Origin of the sequence: Streptomyces sp. NPDC052036 (assembly GCF_040680495.1) — a bacterium.
Taxonomy (GTDB): Bacteria; Actinomycetota; Actinomycetes; order Streptomycetales; family Streptomycetaceae; genus Streptomyces.
In genome coordinates, this window is sequence record NZ_JBFAWW010000030.1 from 1 (window position 1) to 16105 (window position 16105).

15 protein-coding genes are annotated in these 16105 nt (G+C 70.9%); all 15 read right to left on the bottom strand.

The window, feature by feature from the left end:
- Window positions 1-240 precede the first annotated feature (240 nt).
- Window positions 241-669: a transcription antitermination factor NusB gene (gene nusB, locus AB0L95_RS30745; RefSeq protein WP_365167142.1), complete on the bottom strand. Its 429-nt coding sequence runs from the start codon at window positions 667-669 to the stop codon at window positions 241-243.
- A 2-nt stretch (window positions 670-671) separates the two neighbouring features.
- Window positions 672-1238 (bottom strand): elongation factor P, encoded by a 567-nt coding sequence (gene efp, locus AB0L95_RS30750; protein WP_365167144.1) that lies wholly within the window; start codon window positions 1236-1238, stop codon window positions 672-674.
- Between the two features lie 45 nt (window positions 1239-1283).
- A complete protein-coding gene (locus AB0L95_RS30755) occupies window positions 1284-2390 on the bottom strand; it encodes an aminopeptidase P family protein (protein ID WP_365167146.1) in 1107 nt (368 codons plus the stop codon).
- 238 nt (window positions 2391-2628) lie between these two features.
- Window positions 2629-3495, bottom strand: a complete 867-nt coding sequence (locus tag AB0L95_RS30760; RefSeq protein WP_365167148.1) for a Pro-rich N-terminal domain-containing protein — start codon at window positions 3493-3495, stop codon at window positions 2629-2631.
- A gap of 175 nt (window positions 3496-3670) precedes the next feature.
- Entirely contained in the window at window positions 3671-4762 is a 1092-nt protein-coding gene (gene aroB / locus AB0L95_RS30765) for a 3-dehydroquinate synthase (RefSeq protein ID WP_365167150.1), read from the bottom strand.
- Window positions 4759-5241, bottom strand: coding sequence for a shikimate kinase (locus AB0L95_RS30770; RefSeq protein WP_365167324.1), 483 nt, complete (start codon window positions 5239-5241; stop codon window positions 4759-4761). The genes aroB and AB0L95_RS30770 overlap by 4 nt, the downstream gene beginning before the upstream one ends.
- Before the next feature lie 32 nt (window positions 5242-5273).
- Window positions 5274-6458, bottom strand: a complete 1185-nt coding sequence (aroC, locus tag AB0L95_RS30775; protein ID WP_365167152.1) for a chorismate synthase — start codon at window positions 6456-6458, stop codon at window positions 5274-5276.
- Between the two features lie 275 nt (window positions 6459-6733).
- On the bottom strand, window positions 6734-7570 hold the full coding sequence (locus AB0L95_RS30780; RefSeq protein ID WP_365167154.1) for a shikimate dehydrogenase: 837 nt from the start codon (window positions 7568-7570) through the stop codon (window positions 6734-6736).
- Window positions 7567-9333 (bottom strand): endolytic transglycosylase MltG, encoded by a 1767-nt coding sequence (gene mltG / locus AB0L95_RS30785; RefSeq protein WP_365167156.1) that lies wholly within the window; start codon window positions 9331-9333, stop codon window positions 7567-7569. Before mltG ends, AB0L95_RS30780 begins: the two co-directional genes overlap by 4 nt.
- A gap of 123 nt (window positions 9334-9456) precedes the next feature.
- On the bottom strand, window positions 9457-9921 hold the full coding sequence (gene ruvX, locus AB0L95_RS30790) for a Holliday junction resolvase RuvX (RefSeq protein ID WP_365167158.1): 465 nt from the start codon (window positions 9919-9921) through the stop codon (window positions 9457-9459).
- Between the two features lie 13 nt (window positions 9922-9934).
- Complete coding sequence (gene alaS / locus AB0L95_RS30795; RefSeq protein WP_365167160.1) at window positions 9935-12607, bottom strand: alanine--tRNA ligase; 2673 nt, start codon at window positions 12605-12607, stop codon at window positions 9935-9937.
- A complete protein-coding gene (locus AB0L95_RS30800; RefSeq protein WP_365167163.1) occupies window positions 12607-12954 on the bottom strand; it encodes a hypothetical protein in 348 nt (115 codons plus the stop codon). Before AB0L95_RS30800 ends, alaS begins: the two co-directional genes overlap by 1 nt.
- Window positions 12955-12961: 7 nt before the next feature.
- On the bottom strand, window positions 12962-13429 hold the full coding sequence (locus tag AB0L95_RS30805) for a DUF948 domain-containing protein (RefSeq protein ID WP_365167165.1): 468 nt from the start codon (window positions 13427-13429) through the stop codon (window positions 12962-12964).
- Between the two features lie 292 nt (window positions 13430-13721).
- Window positions 13722-14336, bottom strand: a complete 615-nt coding sequence (rpsD, locus tag AB0L95_RS30810) for a 30S ribosomal protein S4 (RefSeq protein ID WP_365167168.1) — start codon at window positions 14334-14336, stop codon at window positions 13722-13724.
- Between the two features lie 387 nt (window positions 14337-14723).
- Entirely contained in the window at window positions 14724-16079 is a 1356-nt protein-coding gene (locus tag AB0L95_RS30815) for a replication-associated recombination protein A (RefSeq protein WP_365167170.1), read from the bottom strand.
- Window positions 16080-16105: the final 26 nt, after the last annotated feature.

Genomic DNA, 16105 nt, shown 5'->3' on the forward strand with positions numbered 1-16105 from the left:
GGCCCGGGGGGGGGGCGCCCCCGCGGCCGCCCGCCCCCCCCCGGCGGCGTTCTCGGGGCCCGTGACGGCCGCCCCGGGACCGGATACGCCGGAGGGCCCGCAGCACGCGTGCTGCGGGCCCTCCGGCGTATGTGGGGCGTCTTCGCTCCGGGGTGCGGCCACGCGCGAGGGAACGCACGGGACCGCGCGGCCCGCGGACACCTCCGCGCCCCGGGCGGGCGGCGCGGCGCGTCCGCGGAACTACTCGCGGCGCAGCGAGGGCTTCAGGTCCTTCAGCCGGCCGAGCAGCCCGTTGACGAACGCGGGCGACTCGTCCGTGGAGAACTCCTTGGCGAGCTGCACCATCTCGTCGAGCACCACGGCGTCCGGCGTCTCGTCGACCCAGATCAGCTCGTAGGCACCGAGGCGCAGGATGTTGCGGTCGACGACCGGCATCCGGTCGAGGGTCCAGCCGACCGCGTACTGCGCGATCAGCTCGTCGATGCGCCGCACGTGCTCCGCATATCCCTCGACCAGCTGCATCGTGTACTCGCTCACCGGCGGCTGCCGGGTGTCGGTCCGCGAGAGCCGGATCCAGTCCGCGAGGACCGTGAGGACGTCGGCCCCGCGCTGGTCGCCCTCGAAGAGGATCTGGAAGGCGCGCTTGCGGGCCGTGTTACGAGCAGCCACGGTTAGCTGTTCACCCGGCCGAGGTAGTCGCTGGTACGGGTGTCGACCTTGATCTTCTCACCGGTGGTGATGAAGAGCGGGACCTGGATCTGGTGGCCGGTCTCCAGGGTGGCGGGCTTGGTGCCACCGGTGGAGCGGTCGCCCTGGACGCCCGGCTCCGTCTCGGCGATGATCAGCTCGACAGCGGCGGGCAGCTCGACGAAGAGCACTTCGCCCTCGTGCTGCGCGACGACGGCCGTGAAGCCCTCGATGAGGAAGTTCGCGGCGTCGCCGACGGCCTTCGGGTCGATGTGCAGCTGGTCGTACGTCTCCATGTCCATGAAGACGAAGTACTCGCCGTCCTTGTACGAGAACTGCATGTCGCGCTTGTCGACGGTGGCCGTCTCGACCTTGACACCGGCGTTGAAGGTCTTGTCGACGACCTTGCCGGAGAGCACGTTCTTGAGCTTGGTGCGCACGAAGGCCGGGCCCTTGCCGGGCTTGACGTGCTGGAACTCGACGACGGACCACAGCTGGCCGCCATCGAGCTTGAGCACCATGCCGTTCTTGAGGTCGTTCGTGGAAGCCACGGTTGCGGAATCTCCTGGACTGACGTGACGACCCCGGCGCTCGCGTCACAGCGCGAGCAGCTCCTTGGTCGTGATGGTGAGTAGCTCGGGTCCGCCGTCCGCCTCGGGGCGTACGACGAGCGTGTCATCGATCCTGACACCGCCCCGGCCCGGGAGGTGAACCCCGGGTTCGACGGTGACCGGCACGCAAGCGTCCAGTTTACCCATGGCTGCCGGGGCCAACTGCGGGTCCTCGTCGATTTCGAGTCCCACACCGTGCCCGGTCCCCGGCGCGAGACCGCTGCCGTAGCCCGCGGAGTCCAGTATCTGACGTGCGGCGCGGTCCACATCCCGGTACGCGACCCCGGGTGCCAGGGCCTGCCGGCCGGCGCGCTGAGCAGCGAAGACCAGATCGTACAACTCGATCTGCCAGTCCGCGGGCGAGGTGCCGATCACGAAGGTACGGCCGATCTCGCAGCGGTAGCCGCGGTAGGTGGCCCCGAGGCAGACGGAGAGGAAGTCGCCCTCCTCCACCCGCCGGTCGGTGGGGCGGTGACCTGGGCGGCCGGAGTTCGGGCCGGTCCCGACGGAGGTGGGGAAGGCGGGCCCGTCGGCGCCGTGGTCGATCAGACGGCGCTCCAGTTCGAGGGCGAGATGGCGTTCGGTGCGGCCGACGAGGATCGACTCCAGCAGCTCGCTCAGCGCCTGGTCGACGATCTCCGCCCCGATGCGCAGCAGGGAGATCTCGTCCTCGCCCTTGACCAGACGCAGTTGCTCGACCGCGCCACCGAGATCGAGCAGCCGCAGCCGGGGGGCGACCGAGGTCAGGGTGCGATGCCGGGCCACCGTGAGGTGGTGCTCCTCGATCGCCAGGGATTCGACGCCCTGCGCGGCGGCCAGATCGGCGCCGGCCACGGCGGGGTCGCCACCGGGCAGCGGCAGCACCTGGACCCGTACCGACTCGTCCGGCCGTCCGTCGATCAGCTCGTCGTCCGGCGGTCCGGCGCACAGCAGCACGTCCTCCCCCGTGCCGACCAGCAGGACGGCGCCCTGGGGCGCGGCGCCCGCGAGATAGCGGACATTGGCGGGGCGGGTGACCAGCGCCGCCGCACTGCCACCCGCGCTGCAGCGATCCCTCAACCGCTCCCGGCGGGCCGCGTACACCTCTGGCATGACCCGAGCCTACGAGCGGCGGCCGGATGTCGCCGTTCCAACGGGGCCGGACGGGCGGCCGGGCACGCTCCGGAGGCGACCCGAGAGCCCGCTGCGGCGGGCCGGGACGCCCCTGCCTCAGGGCCCCGAGCAGCCCGTGGAAGGGACCGGGAGCGGACGCTTCGGCTCGCGGTCACCGCTTCGTACCGCGTCACGGCCACGGCGGCCGACCTGTCACCCGGATGGCCGCCCGGACCGGTCACCACTGCGGCGGGCTGGCGATCGAGCGGGCCAGGACCTCGTCCAGCGCCCTGGCCGTTGCTGCCACGTCGAGCTGTGAGTTGTCGATGATCGGCAGCCCTGAGCCGTACCAGCCGGCCATCCGGCCGTGGATCCGGGCGACCTCCTCGTCGGTGAGGCGGCGGTTGCCGGTGCGCTCCGCGTTGCGCTCCAGGACTATCTCCAGGCCGGGCAGCAGGACGACCGGGAGCAGACCCGGTCCCACATGCCGCTTCCAGCCACCGAGACCCACGACCGGGCGGTCCGGGAAGACGGCGTCGTCGAGGATGCACGAGATGCCGTTGGCCAGGAAGTTGCGGGCCGCGAAGCCGCAGGTGCGGCGGGCGAGACGATACTGCGCCTCCGAGTGGTCGTTCCACCCCGACTGGGGGTCGGCGAAGCCGGAACGCACCCATTCGCGGACGTCGTCGAGGCTGATGTGGGCCGTGGGGACACGGCGGTGGTCGGCCCAGTACTTCGCGACGCTCGTCTTGCCCGCGCCCGCCGGGCCGATGAGCAGCACCGCGAGCGTGGCGCACGAAGGGTCCGGTGCGGGCGCGGCGGGGGGCGTGCCCGGCATGCCGTCCGGGGCGCCGGGCGGACGCCCGACCTGGCCCGTGGTGTCCGGCGCGGGCAGGACGGGCGCGTGGTGCGGGGGGACATGGGTGTGCGGGGAACCGGGCGGCACCGGGGGGCCCGCGAAGCCGGGCGCGGGCGGGATGTGCGGTGCGGGACCCGGGTGGGCGCCCGGCTGTCCCGGGTGGTGTGCGACCGGTGACCAGGCGGTCGCCGGTTCCTGCCCCGGCTGGTGGGGCGGCGGCAGCGGAGCTCCCACTGCGTGCTGCATCCGGTGCCACTCCGTCTCGTCGTCTCGGGCTCGCTCCCCACCGAACCGTACCTTCCCCGGCCGTTGTTGTGTGAACGGCCGGGGACGGCCCGAAGTGCCCGTCGTCGCAGGCGAATCGGGGGCAACCGGTGCCCGGCGGAGCGAGTCGCCCGCCGATCGGACCCGGGAGCGCGGGCTACTGACCCACTTCGCCGTACGCGGCCAGCAGCACCGCCGGGTCCGGGCCCTCCAGCACGGTCGGCCTGGCCAGACCGTCCAGCACGATGAAGCGGAGCAGATCGCCACGGGACTTCTTGTCGACCTTCATGGTCTCCAGCAGCCTGGGCCACTGGTCGTAGCGGTAGTGCAGCGGCAGCCCGACGGCCTCTAGAACCGTACGGTGGCGATCGGCCGTGGCGTCGTCCAAGCGGCCCGCCAGCCGCCCGAGTTCGGCGGCGAAGTGCATGCCGACGGCGACGGCGGCGCCGTGGCGCCACTGGTAGCGCTCGTTCTTCTCGATCGCGTGGCCGAGCGTGTGTCCGTAGTTGAGGATCTCCCGCAGACCGGACTCCTTCAGGTCCGCCGAGACCACCTCGGCCTTGACCCTGATGGAGCGCTCGATCAGCTCGGCGGTGTGCGGGCCGGCCGGGGTGCGGGCGGCGCCCGGGTCCTCCTCGATCAGGTCCAGGATCACCGGGTCGGCGATGAAACCGGCCTTGATCACCTCGGCGAGCCCGGAGACGTAGTCGTGGACCGGCAGGGAGTCCAGGGCGGCGAGGTCGCACAGCACACCCGCGGGCGGGTGGAATGCGCCCACCAGGTTCTTGCCCTCGGCCGTGTTGATCCCGGTCTTGCCGCCGACCGCCGCGTCCACCATGGCCAGCACGGTGGTCGGGACGGCGATCCAGCGCACTCCGCGCAGCCAGGTCGCGGCCACGAACCCGGCCAGGTCGGTGGTCGCGCCGCCGCCCACGCCGACGATGACGTCGGTGCGGGTGAAGCCGGACTGGCCGAGCGCCTTCCAGCAGTAGGCGGCGACCTCGACGGTCTTGGCCTCCTCGGCGTTCGGGATCTGGATGGCGATCGCCTCGAAGCCCTGCCCGGCTAGGTCGGCGCGCAGCGCCTCGCCCGTCTCGGTCAGCGCCTCGGGGTGGATCACGGCGACCCGCTTGACCCGGTCACCGATCAAACCCGCCAGCTCGCCCAGGAGTTGACGGCCCACCAGGACCTCGTAGGGGTCGGTGCCCGCGGTGCCGCCGATCTGGATCCGCGTCACTGACTCGCTCATGCTTCCTTCAACTCCACTGCGTCCAGGACGGCTCGGGTCACCTCTTCGGGGCTCCGGGCGTCGGTGGGCACGACGGCCGTCGCGACCTCTTCGTACAGATGGCGGCGTGCCTCCATCAGCTCACGCCACTGGCGGCGCGGGTTGACGGCGAGCAGCGGGCGGGCCTTGTTGAGGCCGGTGCGCCGCACCGCCTCCTCGACGTCCATCGAGAGATAGACCACGCGCTGTCCGGCGAGCAGTGTGCGGGTGTCCTCGTCGAGGATCGCGCCGCCGCCCAGGGCCAGCACACCGGGGTGCTCGGCGACCGCCCGCCGTACGGCCTGCTTCTCGAGCGCGCGGAAGAAGGGCTCGCCCTCGTCCACGAAGATGTCCGCGATGCTGCGGCCCTGCTCGGCCACGATGTCGTCGTCCGTGTCGCGGTAGCCGACGCCCAGCTGCTCGGCCAGCAGCTGCCCGACGGTGGACTTTCCCACCCCCATCGGGCCGACGATGACGACCGCGGGCGCCGGGCTCACCGGATCTCCAGGGCGTCGAGGTAGGACCGCACGTTGCGGCGGGTCTCCGGCACGCTGTCGCCGCCGAACTTCTCCGCCACCGCGTCCGCGAGGACGAGGGCGACCATCGCCTCGGCGACGATGCCGGCCGCCGGGACCGCGCACACGTCGGAGCGCTGGTGGTGCGCCTGCGTCGACTCGCCCGTGGCGACGTCGACGGTCCGCAGCGCGCGGGGCACGGTCGCGATGGGCTTCATCGCGGCGCGGACGCGCAGCAGCTCACCGGTGGACAGTCCGCCCTCGGTGCCGCCGGAGCGGCCGGTCGCCCGCTTGATGCCCTCGGCCGTCGTGACGATCTCGTCGTGGGCCTTGGAACCCGGCACCCGGGCCAGCTCGAAGCCGTCGCCGACCTCGACGCCCTTGATCGCCTGGATGCCCATCAGAGCGGCCGCGAGCCGCGCGTCGAGCCGGCGGTCCCAGTGGACGTGCGAGCCGAGGCCGACGGGCACCCCGTAGGCGAGGACCTCGACCACGCCGCCGAGGGTGTCGCCGTCCTTGTGGGCCTGGTCGATCTCCGCGACCATCGCCTTCGACGCGTCCGCGTCCAGGCAGCGCACGGGGTCGGCGTCCAGCTTCTCCACGTCGGCCGGGGTCGGGTAGACGCCGTACGGGGCCTTCGCCGACGCCAGCTCGACGACGTGCGAGACGATCTCGATGCCCGCGGTCTCCTTCAGGTACGACCGGGCCACCGCGCCGAGCGCGACACGCGCAGCCGTCTCACGGGCCGACGCGCGCTCCAGGATCGGCCGCGCCTCGTCGAATCCGTACTTCTGCATGCCCGCGAGGTCGGCGTGCCCGGGCCGCGGCCGGGTCAGCGGCGCGTTGCGCGCCAGTCCCGCGAGCACCTCGGGGTCCACCGGGTCGGCCGCCATGACCTGTTCCCACTTGGGCCACTCGGTGTTCCCGACCATGACCGCCACCGGGGAGCCCAGGGTGAGGCCGTGCCGGACACCACCCAGGAAGGTGACCTCGTCACGCTCGAACTTCATGCGCGCACCGCGGCCATAGCCGAGCCGCCGCCGCGCCAGGTGATCCGCCACCATCTCCGTGGTGATCGGCACGCCGGCGGGAAGGCCCTCCAGCGTCGCGACAAGTGCGGGACCGTGGGACTCCCCCGCGGTCAGCCAGCGCAACCTGCTCAACGGTGCTCCTCAGTGCTCGCGCCTGGTACTGCCCTGCGTACGCGCGTCCTCGCGTACGGCGACAGCGCGACCGGGTGCGCGGCCCCGGCCCGCCACCACCGATCCTCCCACGTCCGGCCGTGTGAACCGGTCCCAGGTCCAGCAGACGGACGACGGCGCACGGGGTTCCCGCTCGCGGGGGCGGTCGGAGACGGGGGCCAAACGGGCTGTTCCGAGGGCCCTGGCTTAGTGCTGTGGCCGGAAAGGTCTGCCGGTGAACCTTTCCGGTCGCAGCACTAGCGAGCCGCCAGCGCGTGCTCCCCCGCCTTGCGCATGGCGTCCACCGGGACCGGGGAGCGGCCCGTCATCTGCTCGACCTGGAGCACCGCCTGGTGCACCAGCAGGTCGAGGCCGCTGACGACGGCGCCGCCATACGCGGACCAGCGTGCCGCGAGGGCGGTGGGCCAGGGGTCGTAGAGCACGTCGAAGAGGGTCGCGGGGCGCTCCGGTACGGCGGCGGCGAGCACGTCCGTGGTTCCGGCCGGGGTGGTGGCGACGACCAGCGGGGCGTGCAGCGCCCGCGCGGCCTCCGACCAGTCGGCCGTTCGGACGTCGATGCCGATCCGCTCGCCCCACTGCCGCATCTCGGCGGCCCGTGCCTCGCTGCGGACATAGGCGACGACCTCGCCGGTGCAGATGCGGGCGAGGGCGGCCAGCGCGGAGGACGCGGTCGCGCCCGCGCCGAGGATCGCGGCGGAGTCGACCTGCTCAACGCCTCGTTCGCGCAGCGCGGCGACCATCCCGGGGATGTCGGTGTTGTCACCGATGCGCCGCCCGTCCTCGGTGAACACCACCGTGTTCACCGCCTCGACACCGGCCGCGGTGTCGCTGATAGCGTCGAGCAGGGGGATGACGGCCCGCTTGAGCGGCATGGTCAGCGAGAGTCCGGCCCATTCGGGTCCGAGGTCCGCGAAGAACCCCGGCAGCGCCGCCTCGTCGATCTCGAACCGGTCGTAGGACCAGTTCGTCAGTCCCAGCTCGTCGTACGCGGCGCGGTGCAGCACCGGGGAGAGGGAGTGGGCGATCGGGGAGCCGAGGACGGCGGCCCGGCGCTTGCCGACAGTGCTTGTCATTGTCCCTTCTTCTGCTCTTCGAGGTACTTCTCGCGGTTGCGGTTCTGCTCTGCGTTGGTCTCGGCGAACAGCGTCTCGTTGTCGCTGATCGAGACGAAGTAGTACCAGTTGCCCTTGGCCGGGTTGAGCGCGGCCTTGATCGCCACTTCGCCGGGGTTGTCGATCGGGCCGGGGGGCAGGCCCTGGACCCGGTAGGTGTTGTACGGGTTGTCGATCTTCCGGAGATCGTCGACGGAACCGGTGGCGAGCTTGGACTGGCCACGCAGGTAGTTCACCGTCGAGTCGAAGTCGAGCCGACCGGCGGTCTCTGTGTTGTTCGGCTTGAGCCGGTTGTAGACGACCGTGGCGACCTTCTCGAAGTCGTGTTTGGACTTACCCTCGGCCTGGACGAGGCTCGCGACCGTCAGGACCTGTAGCGGGTTGTCCAGGTTGAGGCTCTTCGCCTTGGCCTGGAGGCCGTATTCGGCGTACTTCTCCTTGGCCATGTCGACCATCTGTTTGAGGACGTCCTCGGGCTTCATGCCCTTGGCGACCGGATAGCTGGACGGGTAGAGGAACCCTTCCAGCGGATCCTTGATGCTGCTGTTGCTGTCGGCCCAGTCGGGCAGCCCGAAGCTCTTCCACTTCTTCGCGGCGAGGGCCTCGGTGGTGCCCGCCTTGAGCTGCAGACGGCTGTCGATCGCCGCGTAGACCTTCGCGTTGCGCCAGCCCTCGGCGATGATCAGGTTGTTCTTGCTCGCCGGGCTGAGCATCAACTGCACGGCCGCCGCCGCGGACATGTGCTTCTTCAGCGTGTACGTGCCCGCCTGGAGGGTCTTGCCGTTCGGGTTCTGCTCCTGCGCCGCGACGAACGCGTCGACGCTCTTGACGACACCGGCCTGCTTGAGTACCTGGCCGATGGCATAACCGCCGGACCCCTTGGGGATGGTGACGGTGACCTGCTCGCCGCTGCCCTCACCGGCATAGTCGGGCGCCGCGCCGAAACGATTTTGGTAGAACTGCCATCCGAAGTAGCCGACTCCGCCGATACCGCCGCCGAAGACCAGGACGACGACCAGGCAGGCGCATCCGTTGCGGCGCTTCTTGCCCTTGCCCTTGCCGCCGCGCCCCCGGCGGTCGCCGCGGCCACGGCTGTCCTCGTCGTCATCGTCGTCCGCGTCGTCTCCCGCGAAGAAGGCGTGTTCGCCCTGGTCCGGGCCCGGGTCCCAGTCGGTCTCCGGCTCCGGCTCGGCCTTCCTGCGGTGCGGCGGCTCGGGCGGCGGATAGGCGTCCGGCGTCTGGTAGTGGTCGGGCTGCTCACCGCCGTAGGCACCGGCCTGGGCGCTGTACGGGTCCCCGGGGTCGGCGGCATAGGGGACATGACCCTGGCCCTGGCCGCCGCCCCAGTTCTCGTCGCCGTAGCCCTGCTGGTGCGGGCCGGGATAGGGCCCCGCGTTCTGCTGCGGCCCCTGCTGGTACTGCTGTCCGTCCGGCCCCTGCTGCTGGTACTGCTGCCCGTTCTGCTGCTGGTACCGGTCCGGGTACTGCTGCCCGCCGTGGCCGGGGTACTGCTGGTATCCCTGCTGCCCCTGGCCGTACGGGTCGGGCTCCGAGCCGTCCCAGCCGCCGTAGTGCTGCTGCGCCTGCTCCGGGTGCTGCTGCGGCTGGCCGCCGTAAGGGGACTGGCCGGCATGGGCCTGCTGTCCTCCCCATCCGCCGTCCCCGTACAACGGGTCCTCCGGATGCCACGGTGCGGGGCTTTGGCCCCGGCCATACTCAGTCATCGATCCCCTAGAGCCGCGAGGCGGCGGTCGCGGGCTCCGGTACCCCGGCTTCCGTTCCGCCTCTTTGCTGTGCGGTGGCTGTTCGAACACCATCGCATCGCGCGGAACGTTACCGTATCGCGATCAGATGACCACTTCGACGCCCTCGCCGGGTGCTTTGCCTGACACCCGTTCGGATTCGAGGGCCTGCTGAAGGATGATGACGGCCGCTGCCTGGTCGATCACGGACCGGCCCTTCTTGGACTTCACACCGGAGGCGCGCAGTCCCTGACTGGCCGTCACCGTCGTCATCCGCTCGTCCACGAGTCGCACCGGCACGGGTGCGATCGAACGGGCCAGCTCCTGCGTGAAGCCGCGGACCTTGACGGCGGCCGGGCCCTCGCCCCCCTTGAGGGAGCGAGGGAGGCCGACGACGACCTCGATCGGCTCGTACTCCTCGACGAGCTGCTTCAGCCGGCGCTGGGCCGCCGGCACGTCCCGTCCCGGAACCGTCTCCACCGGGGTGGCAAGGATCCCGTCGGGGTCGCACGAGGCGACCCCGATACGGGCGTCACCGACGTCGATCGCGAGTCGGCGTCCTCTTCTCATCTGTGTGGCCGTCCTACTTGGCGGTCTCGGCGACCAGGCGCTCGACGGCCTCGACGGCCTCGCCGACGGCGGCCGGGTTCTGGCCGCCGCCCTGGGCGACGTCCGGCTTGCCGCCACCGCCGCCACCGAGGGTCTTGGCGGCCGTACGGACCAGGTCGCCGGCCTTCAGACCACGCTCACGGGCGGCGTCGTTGGTGGCGATGACCGTGAGCGGCTTGCCGTTGTTCACGGTGAACAGGGCGACCACGGCGGCCCTTCCGCCCTGGATGCGGCCCCGCACGTCGAGGACCAGCTTGCGCAGGTCGTCCGGGGTGGTGCCGTCCGGAACCTGCCCGGTGACGACCGCGATCCCGCGGACGTCCCTGGCGGACTCGGCGAGCCCGGCGGCGGCCTGCAGCACCTTCTCGGCGCGGAACTTCTCGATCTCCTTCTCGGCGTCCTTCAGCTTGCCGAGCATTCCGGCGACCTTCTCCGGCAGTTCCTCCGGGCGGCCCTTGAGCAGCTCGGTGAGCTGGTTGACGACCGTGTGCTCCCGGGCGAGGAAGTGGTAGGCGTCGACGCCTACCAGGGCCTCGATACGGCGGACACCGGAGCCGATCGAGGACTCGCCGAGCAGCTTCACCAGGCCCAGCTGGGCGGTGTTGTGCACATGCGTGCCGCCGCACAGCTCCTTGGAGAAGTCGCCGATGGTCACGACGCGGACCCGCTCGCCGTACTTCTCGCCGAACTCGGCGATGGCGCCCTGCTTCTTGGCCTCGTCGATGCCCATGATCTCGGCGTGCACGTCGAGATCGCGGGCGAGCACCTCGTTGATCTTCTGCTCGACGTCGGTCATCACGGCCGTCGGGACGGATGACGGGGAGCCGAAGTCGAAGCGGAAGCGGCCGGGCTGGTTCTCGGAACCGGCCTGGGCGGCCGTCGGGCCGAGGGCGTCACGCAGGGCCTGGTGGGTGAGGTGGGTGGCCGAGTGGGCGCGGGCGATGGCCTTGCGGCGCCGGGAGTCGATCGAGGCGTGGGCCTTGGCGCCGACGGTGACCTCGCCGACCTGGACGATGCCCTTGTGGACATAGACGCCCGGGACCGGCTTCTGGGTGTCGCGGACCTCGATGACGGCACCGGAGTCCGTGCGGATACGGCCGGTGTCGCCGATCTGGCCGCCGCCCTCGGCGTAGAACGGGGTGCGGTCGAGCACGATCTCGACCTCGTCGCCCTCAGTGGCGGCCGGGGAGGAGGCACCGTCGACGAGGATGCCGACGACCGTGGACTCGGCCTCGGTGTCGGTGTAGCCGATGAAGTCGGTCCCGCCGGAGGAGTCGGCGATCTCGCGGTAGGCGCCGAGGTCGGCGTGGCCGGTCTTCTTGGCCTGGGCGTCGGCCTTGGCGCGCTCCCGCTGCTCCTTCATCAGGCGGCGGAAGCCGTCCTCGTCCACCGCCAGGCCCTGCTCGGCGGCCATCTCGAGGGTGAGGTCGATCGGGAAGCCCCAGGTGTCGTGGAGCAGGAAGGCCTTGTCGCCGGACAGGACCGTGCGGCCGGCGGCCTTGGTCTCGGTCACGGCGGTGTCGAGGATGTTGGTGCCGGCCTTCAGCGTCTTGAGGAAGGCGTTCTCCTCGGCGAGGGCGACCTTCTCGATGCGCTCGCGGTCGGTGACCAGCTCGGGGTACTGCCGGCCCATCATGGCGATGACGACGTCGATCAGGTCCTTGACGACCGGACCGGTGGCGCCGAGCAGACGCATGTTGCGGATGGCGCGGCGCATGATGCGGCGCAGGACGTAGCCGCGGCCCTCGTTGCCGGGGGTCACACCGTCGCCGATGAGCATGGTGGCGGTGCGCATATGGTCGGTGACCACGCGCAGGGAGACGTCCGAGCCGTGGGCGTCGCCGTAGGCGACACCGGTGAGCTCGGTGGCCTTCTTGATCACGGCCATGGAGGTGTCGATCTCGTACATGTTCTGCACGCCCTGCAGAATCATGGCGAGGCGTTCGAGACCGAGGCCGGTGTCGATGTTCTTGCTCGGCAGGTCGCCGAGGATCTCGAAGTTGTCCTTGCCGGTGCCCTCGCCGCGCTCGTACTGCATGAAGACGAGGTTCCAGATCTCCACGTACCGCTCGTCGTTGACGGCGGGGCCGCCCTCGACGCCGAACTCCGGGCCGCGGTCGTAGTTGATCTCGGAACACGGGCCGCAGGGGCCGGGAACGCCCATGGACCAGAAGTTGTCCTTCATGCCCAGGCGCTGGATGCGCTCGGCGGGGACGCCGACGACGTCGCGCCAGATCTGCTCGGCCTCGTCGTCGTCCTGGTAGACGGTGATCCACAGCCGCTCGGGGTCGAGGCCGTAACCGCCCTTGTCCTGGGCCGAGGTGAGCAGCTCCCAGGCGAGCTTGATGGCGTCTTCCTTGAAGTAGTCGCCGAAGGAGAAGTTGCCGCACATCTGGAAGAACGTGCCGTGGCGCGTGGTCTTGCCGACCTCTTCGATGTCGGGCGTGCGCACGCACTTCTGCACGCTGGTGGCACGCGGGAACGGCGGCTTGACCTCACCCAGGAAGTAGGGCTTGAAGGGCACCATGCCGGCCGGGACGAGCAGCAGAGTCGGGTCGTCCGCGATGAGCGACGCCGAAGGGACGACGGTGTGACCGCGCTCCTCGAAGAAGCTCAACCAGCGGCGGCGGATTTCAGCCGACTCCATCAGTGGTCCTCATTCCGGTTGTACGAGTACGTCGTGGTCTCGATGTACTTCGGGTTGGTGCTGTTCTCGATGGCGGTGTACCGCCGGGGTCCCGGGAGCTGCTCGGCGGGGGCGTCCAGGCCGAGCGCGTCGCCGAGTTCCGCCTCCCGCTGGACCATGCCCGCGCGCACGTCGGACGCGAAGTCCAGCGCGCGGTCCTTGAGCCGGTGACCGGTCTCGAGTGCCTTGTTCGCCGCCTGCGCGGCCAGGCCTTCGGGGGTCAGCTGCCTCAGCTTGCGGTTGACCTTGGTGGTGGCCCACACACCGGCGGCGACGCCTGTGGTGAACCAGAACGTACGGCGGAACATCGCTCCGTCAGAGCCCCTCTTCCCGGTTGTTTCCCCGGTTGTTCCGCTTCCCCCGTCGCTGAGACGGGACGGTGCGGCCCACGATCACGGTACGCCGGGGTGCCTTGGCAGGCACGTTCTCACGGCGGCCGGCGATCGCCCGGCGTACGCCGTAGCCGAACGCCGCGACCTTGACCAGGGGGCCGCCGAAGGTGGAGGCGACGGTCGTCGACAGTGCCGAGGCGTTCGACGTGACCTCCTGGACGTCCGACGCGATCGCGTCGACCCGGTCGATCTGGGTCTGTGCGGAGCGCACCGCCACGGAGGCGTCGGCCAGCAGCGGGACTGCCTGGTCGGTCACGTCCGCCACCAGCTTGGTGGTCGCCTTGAGCGTCTGGGCCAGTCTCGCCAGTGCGACGGCGAGGAAGGAGACCAGGATCGCCCAGAAGACGGCCACGAGAATCCCGGCCACCTCTCCACCGGACACCGTGTGCACCCGCTCCCTAGAACGTGCCTGAACATCGAAAAGTCGTCTCCCGAGCCTATCGCGCCGGGGCCGCCGGTCCGTACCGGATTAGGGGCCGAGCGCACCGGAGTTGCACGAGGCGTGCACACCGCGGGTGCACGGGCTCCGTACGCACCGGGTACGCGCGCGTGCGCGTCGCGTCAACTCCCGCTCCCCGCCGCCGAGTCCGGCCCGGACATGCGACGGCCCGCCGTCCCGGCCGCCCGAAGGGGCGGGGGACGACGGGCCGATGCGCTGTGGTGCTACGTCCGCCGAAGGAGGATCAACGGGCGTAGTACTCGACGACGAGCTGCTCGTCGCAGATCACCGGGATCTCCTTGCGGTTCGGCTCACGGTCCAGGCGGAACGCCAGGGCCTTGAGGTTCACCTGGAGGTAGCGCGGGGTCTCACCCTCGGGGGCGAAGCCACCCTCGCGGGCGATCTCGAACAGCGGCTTCTGACGGCTGCGCTCGCGGACCATCACGACGTCGTCGGGACGGACGCGGAACGACGGCTTGTCGACCTTCTGGCCGTTGACCTCGATGTGGCCGTGGACGACCATCTGGCGGGCCTGGTAGATCGTGCGGGCGATGCCCGAACGCAGGACCAGCGCGTCGAGACGACGCTCCAGCTCGATGATCAGGGCCTCACCGGTCTTGCCCTGCACCTTGGAGGCACGCTCGTAGGCACGGACCAGCTGACGCTCGGAGACGTCGTACTGAGCACGCAGACGCTGCTTCTCCAGCAGACGGACCTTGTAGTCCGAGTTCTGCTTGCGGCCACGGCCGTGCTCGCCCGGCGGGTAGGGGCGGGCCTCGAAGTACTTGACGGCCTTCGGGGTCAGCGCGATGCCGAGGGCACGCGACTTCTTGACCTTGGGGCGGGACTGGTTCGCCATGAACCAAACACCTCGTGTTTCTGGATGGAATCGGCTTCACCAGGGTTAGGGGAGGTCGCATCCGCAGCCGGGGAAACCCTGCGGGTCCGCGTGGGACCTGCCGGGCAGCCGCTCCCCTGGTCTGGGCACATACGTGCAGCACGCGAGTGGCCCACCGACCTGTCTCCGGGCTACCGGGAGGTGGTGGGCTGCCCGCGACACCGTTCGACGGTGCGCGACGCTCCTGGATCCCCGTGCCGTACGGCGATGGGGTTCCGGCTGGATGTCCCGCTCTGGTGGTGCCGGCCCCTCATTTCTGAGGTACCGGACACGGGACGCAGCGCTTCGCGTAAGTCTACAGGGTGCGGGGTAGCGCCCTCGACCCCCGCCCGGCCGCCCGCGCGGGCGTCAGGACTGTCGTCTGCCGAGGTGCTTGCGGGTCCACTCCACCGCGTCCGCGTAGCGCGTCTCCGCGCCGTGCCGGGTCGGGCTGTAGTACTCGCGGTCCTTGATGGCGTCCGGGGCGTACTGCTGGGCGGCGATGCCCTCCGGCAGGTCGTGCGGATACACATAGCCCTGGGCGTGGCCGAGCTTGGCCGCGCCCTTGTAGTGCCCGTCGCGCAGATGCGGGGGCACGGATCCGGCGAGGCCCGCCCGGACGTCCGCCATGGCAGCCCCGATCGCCGTGGTCGCCGAGTTGGACTTGGGGGCCAGCGCGAGGGCGATGGTGGCGTGGCTGAGGGTGAGGGCGGCCTCCGGGAAGCCGATCATGGCGACGGCCTGCGCGGCGGCGACGGCGATCGGCAGCGCGTTCGGATCGGCGAGACCGATGTCCTCGCTCGCGGAGATCATGAGGCGGCGGGCGATGAAGCGGGGGTCCTCACCGGCCTCGATCATCCGGGCCAGATAGTGCAGGGCCGCGTCCACGTCGGAGCCGCGGATCGACTTGATGAGGGCGCTCGCCACGTCGTAGTGCTGGTCGCCGTCCCGGTCGTACTTCACCGCTGCGCGGTCGACCGTCTCCTCCAGCGTGGTGAGAGCGATCTCCGTCTCGCCCTTGTCGAGGGCGGCGCCGGCCGCGGCCTCCAGGGCGGTCAGGGCGCGGCGGGCGTCGCCGCCCGCGATGCGCAGCAGATGGGACTCGGTGTCCTCGGGCACGGTGACGGCGCCGGTCAGGCCCCGCTCGTCGGTCAGGGCCCGACGCAGCAGACCGCGCACATCGTCGTCCGTGAGCGGTTCCAGGGTGAGCAGCAGGGAGCGGGACAGCAGCGGGGAGATCACCGAGAAGTACGGGTTCTCCGTGGTCGCCGCGATGAGCGTCACCCAGCGGTTCTCGACGGCCGGGAGCAGGGAGTCCTGCTGGGCCTTGCTGAAGCGGTGGATCTCGTCCAGGAAGAGGACGGTCTCCTTGCCGAAGCCGCCGCTCGCGCGCCGGGCGCCGTCGATGACCGCGCGGACCTCCTTCACGCCCGCGGTGATCGCCGACAGCTCGACGAAGCGCTTGTTGGTGGCCTTGGAGACGACATACGCCAGTGTCGTCTTGCCGGTGCCGGGCGGGCCCCAGAGGATCACCGAGGAGGGCCCGGCGGGCCCGCCGTTGCCCTCGCCCACCAGTCTGCGCAGCGGTGATCCCGGCTTGAGCAGGTGCTGCTGGCCCACCACCTCGTCGAGGGTGCGCGGGCGCATACGGACCGCCAGGGGACTCGCGGCCGGGTCCTTCTCCTGGCGTTCTTCTGCGGCGGCGGTGAACAGGTCGGGTTCCACGCTGAAACCCTATGTCACGCCACTGA

Excerpts from the sequence above, each read along its gene's own strand:
- AB0L95_RS30755 (WP_365167146.1), bottom strand. The coding sequence starts at position 2,390 with ATGCCAGAGGTGTACGCGGCCCGCCGGGAGCGGTTGAGGGATCGCTGC.
- AB0L95_RS30760 (WP_365167148.1), bottom strand. The coding sequence starts at position 3,495 with ATGCAGCACGCAGTGGGAGCTCCGCTGCCGCCGCCCCACCAGCCGGGG.
- aroB (WP_365167150.1), bottom strand. The coding sequence starts at position 4,762 with ATGAGCGAGTCAGTGACGCGGATCCAGATCGGCGGCACCGCGGGCACC.
- AB0L95_RS30770 (WP_365167324.1), bottom strand. The coding sequence starts at position 5,241 with ATGGGGGTGGGAAAGTCCACCGTCGGGCAGCTGCTGGCCGAGCAGCTG.
- AB0L95_RS30780 (WP_365167154.1), bottom strand. The coding sequence starts at position 7,570 with ATGACAAGCACTGTCGGCAAGCGCCGGGCCGCCGTCCTCGGCTCCCCG.
- mltG (WP_365167156.1), bottom strand. The coding sequence starts at position 9,333 with ATGACTGAGTATGGCCGGGGCCAAAGCCCCGCACCGTGGCATCCGGAG.
- ruvX (WP_365167158.1), bottom strand. The coding sequence starts at position 9,921 with ATGAGAAGAGGACGCCGACTCGCGATCGACGTCGGTGACGCCCGTATC.
- alaS (WP_365167160.1), bottom strand. The coding sequence starts at position 12,607 with ATGGAGTCGGCTGAAATCCGCCGCCGCTGGTTGAGCTTCTTCGAGGAG.
- AB0L95_RS30800 (WP_365167163.1), bottom strand. The coding sequence starts at position 12,954 with ATGTTCCGCCGTACGTTCTGGTTCACCACAGGCGTCGCCGCCGGTGTG.
- rpsD (WP_365167168.1), bottom strand. The coding sequence starts at position 14,336 with ATGGCGAACCAGTCCCGCCCCAAGGTCAAGAAGTCGCGTGCCCTCGGC.